The 15,384-nt window shown below is 59.8% G+C and carries 15 protein-coding genes; 6 read left to right on the top strand and 9 right to left on the bottom strand.

The annotated features are described in order from the left end of the window. The 4 genes from AC3WP4_RS12665 to AC3WP4_RS12680 form a co-directional block, all read right to left on the bottom strand. Complete coding sequence (locus AC3WP4_RS12665; protein WP_074871753.1) at window positions 1-918, bottom strand: SdiA-regulated domain-containing protein; 918 nt, start codon at window positions 916-918, stop codon at window positions 1-3. 130 nt (window positions 919-1,048) lie between these two features. Further along, window positions 1,049-1,978: an SdiA-regulated domain-containing protein gene (locus AC3WP4_RS12670; RefSeq protein WP_102616099.1), complete on the bottom strand. Its 930-nt coding sequence runs from the start codon at window positions 1,976-1,978 to the stop codon at window positions 1,049-1,051. A gap of 201 nt (window positions 1,979-2,179) precedes the next feature. Then, on the bottom strand, window positions 2,180-2,845 hold the full coding sequence (locus AC3WP4_RS12675; RefSeq protein WP_102616100.1) for a fumarylacetoacetate hydrolase family protein: 666 nt from the start codon (window positions 2,843-2,845) through the stop codon (window positions 2,180-2,182). 36 nt (window positions 2,846-2,881) lie between these two features. Beyond that, window positions 2,882-4,276: an FAD-binding oxidoreductase gene (locus tag AC3WP4_RS12680; protein WP_074871758.1), complete on the bottom strand. Its 1,395-nt coding sequence runs from the start codon at window positions 4,274-4,276 to the stop codon at window positions 2,882-2,884. 204 nt (window positions 4,277-4,480) lie between these two features. Between AC3WP4_RS12680 and serA the strand changes: the two genes are divergently transcribed. Continuing rightward, complete coding sequence (gene serA / locus AC3WP4_RS12685; RefSeq protein ID WP_102616101.1) at window positions 4,481-5,710, top strand: phosphoglycerate dehydrogenase; 1,230 nt, start codon at window positions 4,481-4,483, stop codon at window positions 5,708-5,710. A 63-nt stretch (window positions 5,711-5,773) separates the two neighbouring features. Here serA and AC3WP4_RS12690 read toward each other — a convergent pair whose 3' ends face one another. Then, window positions 5,774-6,199 (bottom strand): DUF4399 domain-containing protein, encoded by a 426-nt coding sequence (locus AC3WP4_RS12690; RefSeq protein WP_008150497.1) that lies wholly within the window; start codon window positions 6,197-6,199, stop codon window positions 5,774-5,776. Between the two features lie 135 nt (window positions 6,200-6,334). On the opposite strand from AC3WP4_RS12690, the gene AC3WP4_RS12695 reads away from it, so the two are divergent. Beyond that, window positions 6,335-6,919 carry a transporter substrate-binding domain-containing protein gene (locus AC3WP4_RS12695; protein WP_074871762.1) on the top strand — a complete coding sequence of 195 codons (585 nt, stop codon included), beginning with the start codon at window positions 6,335-6,337 and terminating at the stop codon, window positions 6,917-6,919. A 128-nt stretch (window positions 6,920-7,047) separates the two neighbouring features. Here AC3WP4_RS12695 and AC3WP4_RS12700 read toward each other — a convergent pair whose 3' ends face one another. Together AC3WP4_RS12700 and AC3WP4_RS12705 are read right to left on the bottom strand one after the other, a co-directional pair. Continuing rightward, window positions 7,048-7,533: a 2-thiouracil desulfurase family protein gene (locus tag AC3WP4_RS12700; protein ID WP_102616102.1), complete on the bottom strand. Its 486-nt coding sequence runs from the start codon at window positions 7,531-7,533 to the stop codon at window positions 7,048-7,050. Between the two features lie 2 nt (window positions 7,534-7,535). Then, window positions 7,536-8,168, bottom strand: a complete 633-nt coding sequence (locus AC3WP4_RS12705; protein WP_074871765.1) for a 2OG-Fe(II) oxygenase — start codon at window positions 8,166-8,168, stop codon at window positions 7,536-7,538. Between the two features lie 108 nt (window positions 8,169-8,276). Between AC3WP4_RS12705 and AC3WP4_RS12710 the strand changes: the two genes are divergently transcribed. Further along, the gene (locus AC3WP4_RS12710) at window positions 8,277-9,008 is read left to right on the top strand and encodes a DUF2059 domain-containing protein (protein ID WP_074871766.1); all 732 of its coding nucleotides are present in this window, start codon (window positions 8,277-8,279) and stop codon (window positions 9,006-9,008) included. A gap of 105 nt (window positions 9,009-9,113) precedes the next feature. Here AC3WP4_RS12710 and bipL read toward each other — a convergent pair whose 3' ends face one another. Next, the gene (gene bipL / locus AC3WP4_RS12715) at window positions 9,114-10,061 is read right to left on the bottom strand and encodes a phospholipase BipL (protein ID WP_076029378.1); all 948 of its coding nucleotides are present in this window, start codon (window positions 10,059-10,061) and stop codon (window positions 9,114-9,116) included. Window positions 10,062-10,158: 97 nt separating this feature from the next. Here bipL and AC3WP4_RS12720 point away from each other — a divergent pair, with 97 nt between their 5' ends. Beyond that, window positions 10,159-10,770 (top strand): DUF6436 domain-containing protein, encoded by a 612-nt coding sequence (locus tag AC3WP4_RS12720; RefSeq protein ID WP_102616103.1) that lies wholly within the window; start codon window positions 10,159-10,161, stop codon window positions 10,768-10,770. A 78-nt stretch (window positions 10,771-10,848) separates the two neighbouring features. Then, window positions 10,849-13,260 (top strand): penicillin acylase family protein, encoded by a 2,412-nt coding sequence (locus AC3WP4_RS12725; protein WP_102616104.1) that lies wholly within the window; start codon window positions 10,849-10,851, stop codon window positions 13,258-13,260. Window positions 13,261-13,302: 42 nt separating this feature from the next. On the opposite strand, the gene AC3WP4_RS12730 is transcribed toward AC3WP4_RS12725, so the two are convergent. Beyond that, on the bottom strand, window positions 13,303-14,268 hold the full coding sequence (locus AC3WP4_RS12730) for a GlxA family transcriptional regulator (protein WP_102616117.1): 966 nt from the start codon (window positions 14,266-14,268) through the stop codon (window positions 13,303-13,305). 373 nt (window positions 14,269-14,641) lie between these two features. On the opposite strand from AC3WP4_RS12730, the gene AC3WP4_RS12735 reads away from it, so the two are divergent. Next, window positions 14,642-15,283: an HD domain-containing protein gene (locus AC3WP4_RS12735; protein WP_074871772.1), complete on the top strand. Its 642-nt coding sequence runs from the start codon at window positions 14,642-14,644 to the stop codon at window positions 15,281-15,283. The last annotated feature ends 101 nt before the right edge of the window (window positions 15,284-15,384 follow it).

A 15,384-nucleotide genomic window follows, 5' to 3' on the forward strand; every position in this document is an offset into this window, starting at 1 on the left:
TCAGGGTTGTGCCGGTTTTTTGAAGACGTAGAACAGGTTCGGCTCGCTCACCAGGTACATCGTGCCGTCGTCATCCATGGCGATCCCTTCCGCTTGCGGCACTGTCTTCTGCAACCCCTGACGCCCCTTGCTCAATGACATGGTGCTCAGCGGTCGCCCGTCTACATCAAGCTCCAGAATCAGCCGCGATTCATCCGACAACGCCAACAGATGGCCGCTGCGCTCGTCGTATTGCAGGCTCGACAGGTCCGTCACGAACATCCCGGCATCACGCTTGGGGTTGTTCACTACGTGCACTGCGTAGGATTTTTCCGGGTTGTAATGGGGAAAACCCTGCACTTCGTAGATCAGCATCGGGTCGCGTTCCTTGGCGACAAACAACCGCTTGCCCACCGAGTCGTAAGCCAGGCCTTCGAAGCCCTTGTTGCCGCTCATGTGTACACCAAGGGTCATCTGCTCGGCATCCGCCGCGTCGAGGAACGTTGTGTCGTTTTCCAGATGAATCTTGATCAGCCGCTGCTCGCGCTCGTCAGTGATCACGTAGGTGTCGGCGCTGATGAATTCCACGGCTTCCGGATCACCAAACCCGACCAACGCAATGCGTCGAATAATCTGGCCGTCCAGCGACAGCTCGATCAGCTCTGAGTTTTTGTTGGTGACGGTGAACAGGCTTTTGCGCACAGGATCGAAAGTCAACGCCGACACATCGTCATCCAGCCCGACAATGACTCGCGCCTCGACCGCTACCTGGTACTGATCCAGAGCGATGGACTGACCGTTCATGGGCTGCCAAAGGGTGTTCAGGTTGAACCAGGCGCGCTCGAACAGGCGCAGGTACTGGCCGGCCGCAACCAAAGCGATCAGCGCAATGACCGACACAATCAGAATCAGGGGTTTGGGGCGGGCAAGTCGGCGCATTCGGGCAAAGCTCGGAATCAAAACGGGTGGATGAAATACCACGCCAGTCTGAATTGAAGCTTAATGGCCAGTGGCCGCGGTCCCGCAGGTGTACCCCAACAGACGGCCGCGCGCCACCCTCACGATGGGCTTATTTGTGCTTTTCGAAGCGGTAGAACAGATTTGGTTCGCTCACCAGATACAGCGTGCCCGCTTCATCCATGGTCACGCCTTCGGCGCGAGGGATGGTCTTGTTCAAACCATTGAAGCCGCTCAGCAAGGTCATGAAGCTGACCTGCTCGCCCTTCTCGTCCAGCTCCAGCAACAAGTGGGAGTCAGCAGACAGCACCAGCATATGGCCCGTGCGCGGGTCGATGGCCAGGGCCGAGAGGTTGCGGATGTCCAGTTCGTCACTGGCGAGTTTCTGCTTGTCACCGGTGAGTGTCTGGCCGTCGTTGCTTTTCCAGGTGAACAACGCCGGGGGACGTTCTACACCCAGCCACATTTGCTGATTGCGCGAATCCCAGGCAATGGCTTCGAACGCCTTGTTCTGGTCTTTCGAAGGACCGAGGTCGTATTTCGGGAAGTTGGCGATGTTCAGCTCGCGGGTATCGGCATCGACCTTGACGATGGAGAGCATGTGGTCGCGCTCATCGACGATGGCCAGCAGACCGTTGCCCATGGCGGTGACCCCCTCCGGATTGCTCCAACCCACCAGCGGCATCTTGCGCAGCACGTCGCCTTGCAACGTCAGCTCGACCAGGAACGGTTTATTGCCCATGACCGAAAACAGGGTTTTTGACTGAGGGTCGTAAGCCAGGTCCGACGCCTCGTCCTTCTCCATGCCCGGCAGCACCTTGGCGTCGATCACTGCCCGATAATCCGGTAGCCAGATGCTTTCCTGGCGTTCGGCGGGGCTTTCGAAACGCTCCAGCAGCCAGAGCACGCCTCGGTCATCCCAATGCATCGCGAACGCGAGGCCATAGGCGGCAGCGGCCACCAGCAAAAGCCAGGAATACCAACGCATGACAAAGCGCGAACGGCGGACAGTTTTAAGCTTGGGCAGGGGTTGGGTGACCATCGAGGGATGCGTTCCAGAAATTCAGGCTAAGGGTAATAGCACAAGTGGGACCGGCTCAGACGCCGCAAGTCCTGGAATTATCCGGACGGGATGTGAAAAAAACGGGAAATGGCGGTAAAGCCCTTTGCGGGCACCCCAGCCTGATGATCGTTCCCACGCAGAGCGTGGGAACGATCATCACAGGGGTCAGCGGTGATCTGACTAGCGGACGCTGCTGGTGAAGCGGCTGACGCCTGGCAATTCCAGCACCAGTTCGTCACCGACATTCAGCGGACCGACGCCAACCGGCGTACCCGTGAGGATCACGTCACCGGCCTGCAGCGAGAAGCAACCGGCCATGTGCTGGATCATCGGCACGATCGGGTTGAGCATCGCGCTGCTGTTGCCGTCCTGGCGCACTTCGCCGTTGATGGTCAGGCGGATGCCGATGTCGGTCAGGTCAGCGAATGTGCTGCCGGACACGAATGGCGCAATCACTGCCGCACCGTCGAAGGACTTGGCGATTTCCCACGGCAGGCCCTTGGCTTTCAGCTCGGCCTGCTTGTCGCGCAGGGTCAGGTCCAGGGCCGGGGCGAAACCGGAGATAGCATCCAGCACTTCTTCACGGCTCGGTTTGGTCGACAAAGGCTTGCCGATCAATACCGCGATTTCCGCTTCGTAATGCACCGAACCACGTTCGGTCGGAATGCAGAAACCACCTTCCAGCGGCACGACGCAACTGCCCGGCTTGATGAACAGCAGCGGTTCCGTAGGCACCGGGTTGTCCAGTTCCTTGGCGTGTTCGGCGTAGTTACGGCCGATGCACACCACTTTCCCCAACGGAAAGTGAATACGCGTGCCGTCGACATACTGGTGCTGATAGCTCATTACCGCCCCCTGTTTCGTAGCTTTTAAATTCAGAAGTCAAACAGCGAAAATCTTGCCCGGGTTCATGATGCCGTTCGGATCGAACACCGCTTTGACCGCTTTCATGTACTCGATCTCAACCGGCGAGCGGCTGTAGGTCAAGTAATCACGCTTGGTCATGCCCACGCCGTGCTCGGCGGAAATCGAGCCGTTGTACTTCTCGACGGTTTCGAACACCCACTTGTTGACGGTCGCGCACTTGGCGAAGAACTCGTCCTTGCTCAGGTTTTCCGGCTTGAGGATGTTCAGGTGCAGGTTGCCGTCACCGATGTGGCCGAACCAGACGATTTCGAAATCCGGGTAGTGTTCGCCGACGATCGCGTCGATTTCCTTCAGGAATGCCGGGACTTTCGACACAGTGACCGAAATGTCGTTCTTATACGGCGTCCAGTGGGAAATGGTTTCGGAGATGTATTCGCGCAGCTTCCAGAGGTTCTGCAGCTGGGTTTCGCTCTGGCTCATCACGCCGTCCAGCACCCAGCCCTGCTCAACGCAGTGCTCGAAGGTTTCCAGGGCGTGGTTGGCCACTTCTTCGGTGGTCGCTTCGAATTCCAGCAGCGCGTAGAACGGGCAATCTGTTTCGAATGGCGCGGGTACGTCGCCCCGGCCCATGACCTTGGCCAAGGCTTTATCAGAGAAGAATTCGAAGGCGGTCAGGTCGAGCTTGCTCTGGAACGCGTGCAGCACCGGCATGATCGAGTCGAAATCGGTAGTACCGAGGACCATCGCGGTGAGGTTTTTCGGCGCGCGGTCCAGACGCATGGTGGCTTCGACCACAAAACCGAGGGTGCCTTCAGCGCCAATGAACAACTGGCGCAGGTCGTAACCGGTGGCGTTCTTGATCAGGTCTTTGTTCAGCTCCAGCAGATCGCCCTTGCCGGTGACCACTTTCATGCCAGCGACCCAGTTGCGGGTCATGCCGTAGCGAATGACCTTGATCCCGCCGGCATTGGTGCCGATATTGCCGCCAATCTGGCTGGAACCTGCCGAAGCGAAATCCACCGGGTAGTACAGGCCTTTTTCTTCGGCGACGTTCTGCAGGTGTTCGGTGACCACGCCCGGCTGGCAGACCGCAGTGCGGTCAGTCAGGTTGACGTCGAGAATCTGGTTCATGTAGTCGAAGGACACGACGACTTCGCCATTGGCAGCCACGGCAGCGGCGGACAGCCCGGTACGACCGCCGGACGGCACCAGCGCAACCTTGTGCTCATTGGCCCAACGGACGATGGCCTGGACCTGCCCGGTGGTCTTGGGGAACACGATGGCGGTCGGGGCCGGGGCGAAATGCTTGGTCCAATCCTTACCGTAAGCATTCAGGGAGTCGGCATCGGTCAGCACCTTGCCAGGCTCAACCAGGGTCTTCAGCTCTTCAATCAGGGCAGGATTGGTCATCGACAGAACTCTCGAACAATTCATGGTCATCCTGAGAACGCTTCACGTCGCAGGAATGAGTGTTTAGCGGGGTGCGTATGCTAGCATACCGACCCCGCAGGGTAGTGCCCAACGGCTATTCTGCGGTAACGGCATTCTTGCCGTTCGGGTCAGCGTCTGCTGGCTATTTCCTGCCATTTTTCTCCGGGATACAGGTTTACGCAGATGAGCAAGACTTCTCTCGATAAGAGCAAGATCAAGTTCCTTCTTCTCGAAGGCGTCCACCAATCGGCTGTCGACGTCCTCAAGTCGGCGGGCTACACCAGCATCGAGTACCTCACAGGTTCTCTGCCGGAAGCCCAGCTGAAGGAAAAGATCGCTGATGCGCACTTCATCGGCATTCGCTCGCGCACTCAACTGACCGAAGAGATCTTCGATCACGCGAAGAAACTGGTCGCTGTCGGCTGTTTCTGCATCGGCACCAACCAGGTCGACCTTAACGCTGCCCGCGAACGCGGCATCGCCGTGTTCAACGCTCCGTACTCCAACACTCGCTCCGTTGCCGAGCTGGTGCTGGCCGAAGCGATCCTGTTGCTGCGCGGCATCCCTGAGAAGAACGCTTCCTGCCACCGTGGCGGCTGGATCAAGAGCGCTGCCAACTCCTTCGAGATCCGTGGCAAGAAGCTCGGCATTGTCGGTTACGGCTCGATCGGTACTCAACTGTCGGTCCTGGCTGAAGGCCTGGGCATGCAGGTGTACTTCTACGACACCGTGACCAAGCTGCCATTGGGCAACGCCACTCAGGTCGGCAACCTGCACGAGCTGCTGGGCATGTCCGACATCGTCACCCTGCACGTTCCGGAAACCGCTGCGACCCAGTGGATGATCGGCGAGAAGGAAATCCGCGCCATCAAGAAGGGCGGCATCCTGATCAACGCGGCTCGCGGCACTGTAGTTGAACTGCAAGCCCTGGCGGACGCGATCAAGGACAAGCACCTGATCGGCGCGGCCATCGACGTCTTCCCGGTGGAGCCACGCTCCAACGAAGAAGAGTTCGAAAGCCCGCTGCGTGGCCTGGACAACGTGATCCTGACCCCGCACATCGGCGGTTCCACCGCTGAGGCGCAAGCCAACATCGGTCTGGAAGTGGCGGAAAAACTGGTCAAGTACAGCGACAACGGTACCTCGGTATCGTCGGTGAACTTCCCGGAAGTGGCCCTGCCGGCTCACCCTGGCAAGCACCGTCTGCTGCACATCCACGAAAACATTCCGGGTGTGATGAGCGAGATCAACAAGGTCTTCGCCGAAAACGGCATCAACATTTCCGGTCAGTTCCTGCAGACCAACGAGAAAGTCGGCTACGTCGTGATCGATGTCGACGCCGAATACTCGGAAATGGCGCAAGAGAAGCTGCAGCACATCAACGGCACCATTCGTTGCCGCGTGTTGTTCTGATAGTGACTTGAGCGACAAAAAAAGGAGACCTTCGGGTCTCCTTTTTCATGGGCGCGACTAACGTTACTTAACGTTGACGGTGATTTTTTCCGAGACGATCGGCGGATCGAACGGCATGTGGCCGCTATCGCCCAGTTCCAGCTGCAAGGTGTGCTTGCCCGGTGTCAGCTTGATTTCGGCCTGGGTCTGCGCCTTGCCGAAGTGCAAATGGTTGGCATCATTCGGAATCGGGGCGCCAGCAGCTGGCAGTTTGTCGACGTCGATCAGCAAATGGTGATGGCCGGTGTTCTTGGTGACATCGCCCGCTGGTGCCAGCGCAATGTTCTCGACAGCGAACTTGACGACGACGGTTTGCGGAACCGTGGCGCCATCCGCAGGAGAAACGATGGATACTTCTGCACCTTTTGGAGCCGGTGTAGCCGCCGTTGCCAGCATCGAAGCCCCCATCAACAGGCCAGCCAATGCTGCACGTGACATAAAGGTTTTCATTTTCTTCTCCAGTTTTTTCGTAAAATCCGTGTGGCCATGACAACTTCACGGCCAATCGTTGTCGAAGGCACTCGACAACCATAGCAAAGCGAGCCTGAATCAGAGCATCGCAATAATGAATTCAAAGGAGTGACCATGCGCTTTTTGCCTGGCCTGATCTGCCTGCTACCCCTTCTGAGCCCTTTGGTTCATGCCGAACTGATTGACGACGTAAACGACCGCGGCGAATTGCGTATTGCCATTGAGGCTAATACACCGCCCTTCAATTTCAAGGAAGACGGCCAACTCTCGGGTTTTGAAGTCGAGTTGGGGCAAATGCTGGCCAATGAGCTGGATGTGCGAGCCGACTTCGTCATTACCGATTCCAACGATCTGCTGGCCGGTGTCGAAAGCGGTAAATACGACATCGCCATCAACCACATAGCAGTGACCCCGGACCTCAAGGATCGTTTCGATTTCAGCGAGCCTTACGTTCAGACCAACCCGCAATTGATCGCGCAGAAGGAAGAGCCACGTTCGATTTTGCTGGTGCAGTCGCTGACGCAAGAGAAACCAAAAGACACATCGCCGGTTAACCTGGCGATTCCGTTTCAGAAGGGCAACCCGGCGTTTCATGCCAGCCTGGAGAACGCCCTGCAGCGGATCAAGGCGGATGGGCGACTGGAGGCACTGGAACAGAAGTGGTTGGGGGCGGATGCGAGCGTGGCGCCGAAACCCTGATTTCAGGCTGATGAGTAACCCTGTGGGAGCGAGCCTGCTCGCGAAAGCGGTGTATCAGTCGACATTAGGCTGCCAGACATATCGCCTTCGCGAGCAGGCTCACTCCCACAGTGGTTTTGTGTAGGTTCTCAGTCGAGTGTTGCCAGGGCCTGCGCCGCTTGTAGCAACTCGATTTCGCTGAAGACCTGAACCCCATTGCGCTTGAGCAATGCGGCAGTCACGCCCTCGCCACTCACCTTCACCCCACTGAACGTCCCGTCGTAGGTCAACAGATTCCCGCAAGACGGGCTGTTGGCCTTGAGCACGGCAATGCGGATGCCGTGCTTTTGCACCAGTTCCAACGCCTGAAAAGCCCCCGAGAGAAACTCGGCGCTGACGTCCTCGCCCTCGGTGGTGATCACTGAGGCGTGGCCATCCAGCACTTCACCACCCTGCCCGCCCGGAATTTCCGCGGCGGCCCTTGGCGTCGGCAAGCCACCGGCCACCTCCGGACACAACGGCACCACCCGACCTTCATCAAGCCACTGCTGAAGCTGATCGAACGGCCCACTCGCACCGCCGTCGTAACGTACGCGGTGTCCCAGCAGACAGCGGCTTACCAGAATTTTTTGCATGATCAGAACGGCTCGTTGCCACGGCGCCGGAACCAGCCGGTCAACGACAGGCGATCGCGGGTCGCGGGCAGGACTTCATGGGGCACTTCACCCGACAGGAACACCACCAGGCAACCACCTGCGGGCACCACATCATGTTCGACGCTTTCATCGAGGTACATGCGCAACTGGCCGCCGTGCTCGGGCAGCCAGGCGTCGTTGAGATAGACCACCGCCGACACCATGCGCCGGTCGTCGTCGCGAAAACGGTCGACATGCTTGAGGTAGAACGCACCGGGCGGGTACAGCGCAAAATGGCTTTCGAAATCTTCCAGGCCCAGAAACAAACCGCGATTCATCGCCTCGCGCAGGCTGTCCATCAAGTCCAGATAGCTGTCACACGCCAACGCCTGGCCGCGCTCGATCCACTGGATATGGTCGCCGCGAATCCCCTCGCGAACTTCGGATGTCGCCCCGCGCCCTACGGCGGCCGGGGCCAATTCGCCCTCGGCAGCACGTTTACGGCACTCAGCCGCCAGTTCCCGGGTCAGACCCAGAGGAAGGAAAATATGCTGCTGCGACCAGCCGTGCTCGGCCAGGTCGTCGACGATACGTAACAGCAGCGGGTGATCAGAGGGTATTCGCATGCCGCGCATAGTATTCCTGTGCCTGAAAATCCGACAGAGCCGCGCAGCGGGTTGATACGAATTCTCGACAAGGACGAATGCCACACGGAGAATAGTCGCCTGCTGACAGGAGTCCCTATGCGCCGTTTGCTTTTTTCACTGTTGATGTTCTGTGTATTGCCCGCTTGGGCAGACGGCCACGACCAGCTGTACAAGGTCGCCGGTTGGCCAGAACAACGCGCGCATTTCAACGACGCTCTCTCGGCCGCTCAGCAGCGGTACCAGAACAGCCTGCCGCCGGCAGTGTTCCAGGCGCTGGTGAATAACAGCAATCAGCGCTTTGCCCCCCAGGCCGTGGACCAACGCGCCGAAGCGCAATTGCGCAAGGCCCTCGCCGATCCGAAACCTGCGCTGACATTCTTTCAGTCACCTTTGGGCAAGAAAATCGTGGCCGCCGAATTGCTTGCGACCCGTCGCGATCAGTTGGCAAAAAACGCCAAGGGCTTGCCCAAGATCCAGGCCAGCGACACCCGCATGCTGATCATCGGCCATCTGGCCCAGGCCTTGCCCGCTCGCGAAGCCGGCGCGGAAGTCAGCCTGGCGATCGCCGGCGTCGCGGCCGACAGCCTCAGTTCGATGATCCCCGGCCTGCTCGGCGGCGGTCAGGCTCAAGGCATGTTGAATGGTCAGCGTCAGCGCTTGATGGAGCAGATCGGCAACGACCTGAACAACACGCTGTTGTATGTCTATCGCGACCTGTCGGATGAAGAACTGGAAGAATTCGCGACCTTCGCCGAGTCCGCCGAGGGCAAGGCTTATTACCAGGCAGCCTTGGCGGCGATTCGCGCGGGGTTGGCGGTTGGGCAGTAATGTTTAGCGCCTGATAAATCGTTATCGCGAGCAGGCTCGCTCCCACAGTGAGCGAGTTGTTCACATGTGGGAGCGAGCCTGCTCGCGAAGAGGCCAGCACAGACGCTAAAGATTCCTGCCCTTGATCCGCTTGGTCAAAAACCCGAAATACTCCCGCCGCAACGCCATCGTTTCATTCGCCAGGTGATGCCGTGCCTCAGGCAACATCAGCACCTGCGGCCGATCGAACTTGCCCCGCAACACTTCAAGGTTATGCTCCCAATCCACGGTCATGTCCGCCTGCCCCTGCACAATCAGCGGTCGCCGCATGCTGTACGGTGCGGCTTCGATGTGCTTGATCCAGCGCGCCAGCGCACCGACCCAGGCAGTCGGCAAACGGAGCGGTTGCAACGGGTCCGCTTGCAGGAAGGGCAAAAAATCCGGGTCGTTGGAGTTCTCGCTAAAGCGCCGGGCGATGGCTTTGACGAAAGGCTTGAGCAGGTAATAACTGAGCTGCGACCAGCCCCAGGCCCGCGGCCTTACCAACGGCGACAGCAGAATGACCTGGCCCTGGGCCGGACTGCTGGCCCCCTGATTGAGCACATGATCGATCACGATCGCGCCGCCCGTGCTTTGCCCGCACAGGTGCCACGGCTGCGGCAGATCGAGGGATTGCGCCTCGGTGAACAACCCTTGCAGCGTGTCCTGATACTCGGTGAAATCCTTGATGCTGGCCCGTTCGCCACTGGACAGCCCGTGTCCCGGCAGGTCGCAGGCAATCACCGCAAAATCCTGCTCCAGCGCCCACTCGATCACATGCCGGTAAAGCCCGGTGTGATCGTAATAACCGTGGAACAAAAACAGCGTCGCCTTCGCCCGCTCGGGCCACCAGACCTGGCTGACCACTTCATAACCATCGATCGCGAAACGCCCAAGGCCACTGCGCACGTTGCGCCCCGCAAAATCCAGCCCGTAGAAACGCTGGTAAGCCAGCGCTTCTACCGACAGCGGCTGCCAGTCGGCCAGCGGCCGCAGGCTGGCACGCAGGTGATCGGGGTCGAAAGTGGCAGACATGAGCAATTCCAGAACGCGAAACGGACTTTATGGGCCTGCGATATTCATCTGTTGGGGCAAGCATGGCAAGCTAGCGCACCTTCGAGGACTGAAATCCATGCGTTCGCCCTACCGCGCCACATTGCTTGCCAGCCTGCTCGCCCTCGTGTGTGCCGGCGTGCTGTGGGCTGCCTACGACTGGTTTGAGGGACGCTACCTGCGAGCGTTCAGCGAGCACACCGCGGTGTTCTCCGGCGACCCGCTGCGCCTGCCCGATAACCTCGCCGGCCCCGGCGCCATCCGCCTCGTGCATTTCTGGGACCCGGCCTGTCCGTGCAACGTCGGTAACCAACAACACCTCAGCGAACTGGTTGAGCATTATGTACCGCAAGGCGTGGAGTTTTATGCGGTACAAAAGCCTGGCAGCCACGGCCAGTTGCCGAACACCTTAAGCAGCCTGAAAAGCATCGTCGTCCTGCCGGGTTCCGAACAGATCCCCGCAAGCCCGGCCGTGGCGATCTGGGATCGCAACGGCAAACTGGCGTATTTCGGCCCGTACAGCGAAGGCCTGACCTGCAATTCCAGCAACAGCTTTATCGAACCGATTCTGCAAGCGTTGAACGAAGGCCGTGCGGTGAATGCCACGCACACACTGGCCGTGGGTTGTTACTGCCCGTGGCCAGTCGACACACAGAAGCAAACGCTGACAGGAGACGCGAATCCCTCCTAAGTGCGATGGCCAGGTCGGCAAGCCGTGTTAAACAGTGGCGCCAGGAACTGCTGCCACACATAACAACAAGGAATCACCATGAAACGCAGCCTGACCGTCCTCGCCCTGCTGGTTGCCGCACTCGCCGCAGGTGCAGGCTGGTACGTTTTCAGCAAGCAGCCGACACGCCAAGGCATGGTGGAGCTGCAACACCTGCAAGGTTCGGTCACCGTGCGCTACGACGAGCGCGGCATCCCGCACATCCGAGCCGATAACGAAACCGACCTGTACCGCGCCCTCGGCTACGTGCACGCCCAGGACCGGCTGTTTCAGATGGAAGTCCTGCGCCGCCTCGCCCGCGGCGAGCTGGCCGAGGTGCTGGGCCCGAAACTGCTCGACACCGACAAGTTGATGCGCAGCCTGCGCATTCGCGAACGCGCCGACACCTACCTGGCGAACATGGAAAAACAGTCGCCGGCCTTTATCGCCATGCAAGCCTATCTGGATGGCATCAACCAATATCAGGACGGCCATTCAAAACCTGCGGAATTTGATGTACTGGGCATTCCCAAACGTCCTTTCACCGCCCAGGACACCATCAGCATCGCCGGTTACATGGCCTACAGTTTTGCTGCGGCGTTTCGCACCGAACCGTTGCTGACCTACGTGCGCGATCAGTTGGGCGCCAACTACCTGAACGTCTTCGATCTCGACTGGCAGCCCAAGGGTGTACTGACGAAAAACCGCAGCGCTGCCCTGCCGCCCCTCGCCAGTACCGACTGGAAAGACCTCAACGCCCTCGCCCGTCTCAGCGAACAGGCGCTGGCCGACAACGGCTTGCCGCAGTTCGAGGGCAGCAACGCCTGGGCGGTCTCCGGCAGTCGGACCAAAAGCGGCAAGCCGCTGTTGGCCGGCGACCCGCATATCCGTTTTTCCGCGCCGTCGGTGTGGTATGAAGCGCAGCTCTCGGCACCGGGTTTCGAGCTCTACGGCCACTATCAGGCATTGATGCCATTCGCCTCTCTCGGGATGAACCGCGACTTCGGCTGGAGCATCACCATGTTCCAGAACGACGACCTCGATCTGATTGCCGAGAAGGTCAACCCGGACAACGCCAATCAGGTCTGGTATCGCGGCAAGTGGGTGGACATGGTGACCAGCGAACAGCAGATCGCGGTCAAGGGCCAGGCACCAGTGACATTGGTGCTGCGCCAGTCGCCCCACGGCCCGATCGTCAACGATGCGCTGGGCAGCAGCGTCGGTAAAACGCCGATCGCCATGTGGTGGGGTTTTCTCGAAAGCCAGAATCCGATCCTTGAGGGCTTCTATCAGCTCAACCGCGCCGACACCCTGGCCAAGGCGCGCAGTGCCTCTGCAAAGATCCAGGCGCCGGGCCTGAACATCGTCTGGGCCAACGCCAAGGGCGACATCGGCTGGTGGGCAGCAGCGCAATTGCCGAAACGTCCGGCGGGTGTGCGTCCGGGGTTCATACTCGATGGCAGCACCGCCGACGCGGACAAGGAAGGTTTCTACCCGTTCAGCGCCAACCCGCAGGAAGAGAACCCGGCACGCGGTTACATCGTCTCGGCCAACTTCCAGCCGGTGTCGCCGACCGGCATGGAGATTCCCGGTTACTACAACCTGGCCGATCGAGGTCAGCAGCTCAATCGCCAGCTCAGCGACAAAACCATCAAGTGGGATCTGGACGCCAGCCAGAAGCTGCAACTGGGCACCACCACCGCTTACGGCCCGCGCCTGCTGGCGCCGCTATTGCCGGAATTACGTGAAGTAGTGAGCGATCCCGCCGAACTCAAACTGGTTGAGCAACTGGCCCAATGGCAAGGTGACTACCCGCTCGATTCCACCAGCGCCACGTTGTTCAACCAGTTCCTGTTCAACCTGGCTGACGCGACGATGCACGATGAGCTGGGCAATGATTTCTTCGAGACTCTGCTGTCGACCCGAGTGATTGATTCCGCACTGCCTCGCCTGGCCGCGACTGCCGATTCGCCGTGGTGGGACAACCGCAACACCCCCGACAAGGAAACCCGCGCCGATACGGTCAAGGTTGCATGGCAGGCGAGCATTGCTCATCTCAAGACCACCCTCGGCGCCGATTTCGCGCAATGGCAATGGGGCAAGGCGCACACGCTGACCCATGGCCATCCGCTGGGACAGCAAAAGCCGCTGGAGCGGATTTTCAATGTCGGCCCCTTCGCGGCACCCGGCACCCATGAAGTACCGAACAACCTCTCGGCCAAAATCGGCCCCGCGCCGTGGCCAGTAACTTACGGCCCGTCGACCCGGCGCCTGATCGACTTCGCCGACCCGACCCACAGCCTGACCGTCAACCCGGTCGGCCAGAGTGGCGTACCGTTCGACAGCCACTATGACGATCAGGCTGAGGCGTATATCGAAGGGACCTACTACCAGGCGTATCTCAACGACGAAGAAGTTACGGCCAATACCCGCAGTACGTTGAAGCTGTTGCCGGCGCGTTCAGCTCAGTAGTTGATCGTTCCCACGCTCTGCGTGGGAACGATAGATCAGCGTTCAAACCATCGCCGCAAAGTTCAGCCTGAACTGCTGTGGCGTCACGCCCAGCCTGCGATTGAACACACTGCGCATGTGCTGGGCATCGCGAAATCCGCACTGGTAAGCCACGGTCTTCAGCGGCGAGTGGGTGCTTTCAAGCAACACCCGCGCCGCATCCACCCTGGCCCGTTCGACGAATTCTGCCGGGGTGACTTTCGCCTCTTTGGCAAACACCCGGGAAAAGTTGCGGGCGCTCATGTTGGCGGCGTTGGCCAGGTCGGCAATCGCCAGGTCGCCCGTCAGGTTGGCCAATACATAGAGCTGCACCAACGCCACGGCCGAAGTGGGCTCGGCGTGTGGCGTGAGGAATGGGCTGAACTGTGACTGCCCACCCGAGCGCTGAGTGAACACCACCAGTCGCTTTGCCACATTCAGCGCGACTTCCGGCCCGTGATCCCTGGCCAGCAAGTACAGCGACAAATCAATCCCCGCCGTTACACCCGCCGAGGTGTAGAGCTCGCCGTCCTGCACGTAAAGGCGATCCGCCTCGACCTGAGTCGACGGGCACAACTGCGCCAGCGCCGCGGCGTCACCCCAGTGGGTGGTGACCGTTCGCCTTTCCAGCAACCCGGCCCGGGCGAGCATGAACGCGCCGTTGCAGATCGAGCCAAAACGTTGCGCCTGAGCGCAGGCGTCGCGCAGCCAGGTATCGAACGCCGCACCAAAATCCATGAACGGCAACTGCGGCCCACCGGCCACCAGCAGCAAGTCATACGCCTCCAGCGCTTCGCTGAAATGCCGATGGGCATTGAGTGACAAACCGTTGGAACACGCCATCATCCCGCGCTCGACGCCGATCACCTCCAGTCGATAGTGATCGGGGGGTTCAAGGAAACGATTGGCTTCGCAAAACACATCCATGGGACCGGTGACGTCCAGGGACTGAACGCCGGCAAAGACCACGATGGCAACGGTTTTACTCATGGCAGGAATCGCCTTCCAGGTATTGAAATGAAAGTCAGCCATCACACGACCTGTAGCAGCTGCCGAGCCTGCGAGGCTGCGTCCGGCTGCGCAGCAGTCGTGAAATCAGGCAATGCGGTCTTTCAGGTGAATCGCGTGCGCAGGGTTTACGACTGCTGCGCAGCCGGACGCAGCCTCGCAAGCTCGGCAGCTGCTACAGGGGGTGCGTGTATCCTGATTCAAACTTAGCCAATCCTCGCCCAACACGCGAGGTTGGCACGATATGCATGCTCATTGGCCGGGATCGCAGCCTTGGATCGATTGTCCGGTTTCGGGGGCGCGGACAGACTGAACCCATCAGCGCCGCCACGGCGCTCCCCATGAGGACAGCACGATGAGCAGCACCATCGCCGGTATCAAAATCCCCGACAGTGCGTTGGCCAAAGCCACCACGGAATACATTCGCGACGTCGAATCAGACTTGCTGTATCACCACTCGCGCCGGGTGTTTCTGTTCGGCGCCTTGAGCGGTGAACGCAAGCAACTGACCTACAACCCCGAACTGCTGTACGTCGGCGCGATGTTCCATGACTTGGGTCTGGTGGAGGGTCATCGCAGCGACAACGAACGCTTCGAAGTCGATAGCGCCAATGCCGCCAAAGCGTTCCTCAAGCCTTACGGTTTGTCCGATGACGATATCGAGCAGGTCTGGTTGTCGATTGCCCTGCACACCACACCGGGCGTGCCGCAACACCTGCGACCTAATGTGGCGCTGGTCACCGCGGGTGTTGAAATGGATGTGCTGGGCATCGATTACGCAGCATTCCCCAGCGCGCAACGCGAAGCAGTGGTGCATGCCCACCCGCGTGGCGAAGGGTTCAAGGAATGCATCCTGTGTGCGTTTGCCAATGGCTTCAAACACAAGCCGGATACCACGTTTGGCACCGTGAACGCGGATGTGCTGGTGGATAGCGAGCAGGGCTTCAAACCGATGAACTTCGTCGAGATCATCCGCAAGTCCCCTTGGGTTTCCTGATCTTGATCGTTCCCACGCTCCGCGTGGGAATGCAGCCCGGGACGCTCCGCGTCCCCTCCAAAGCCGAACGCGGAGCGTCCGTTGAGGCATTCCCACGCAGA

The organism is Pseudomonas sp. FW305-20 (assembly GCF_058788075.1).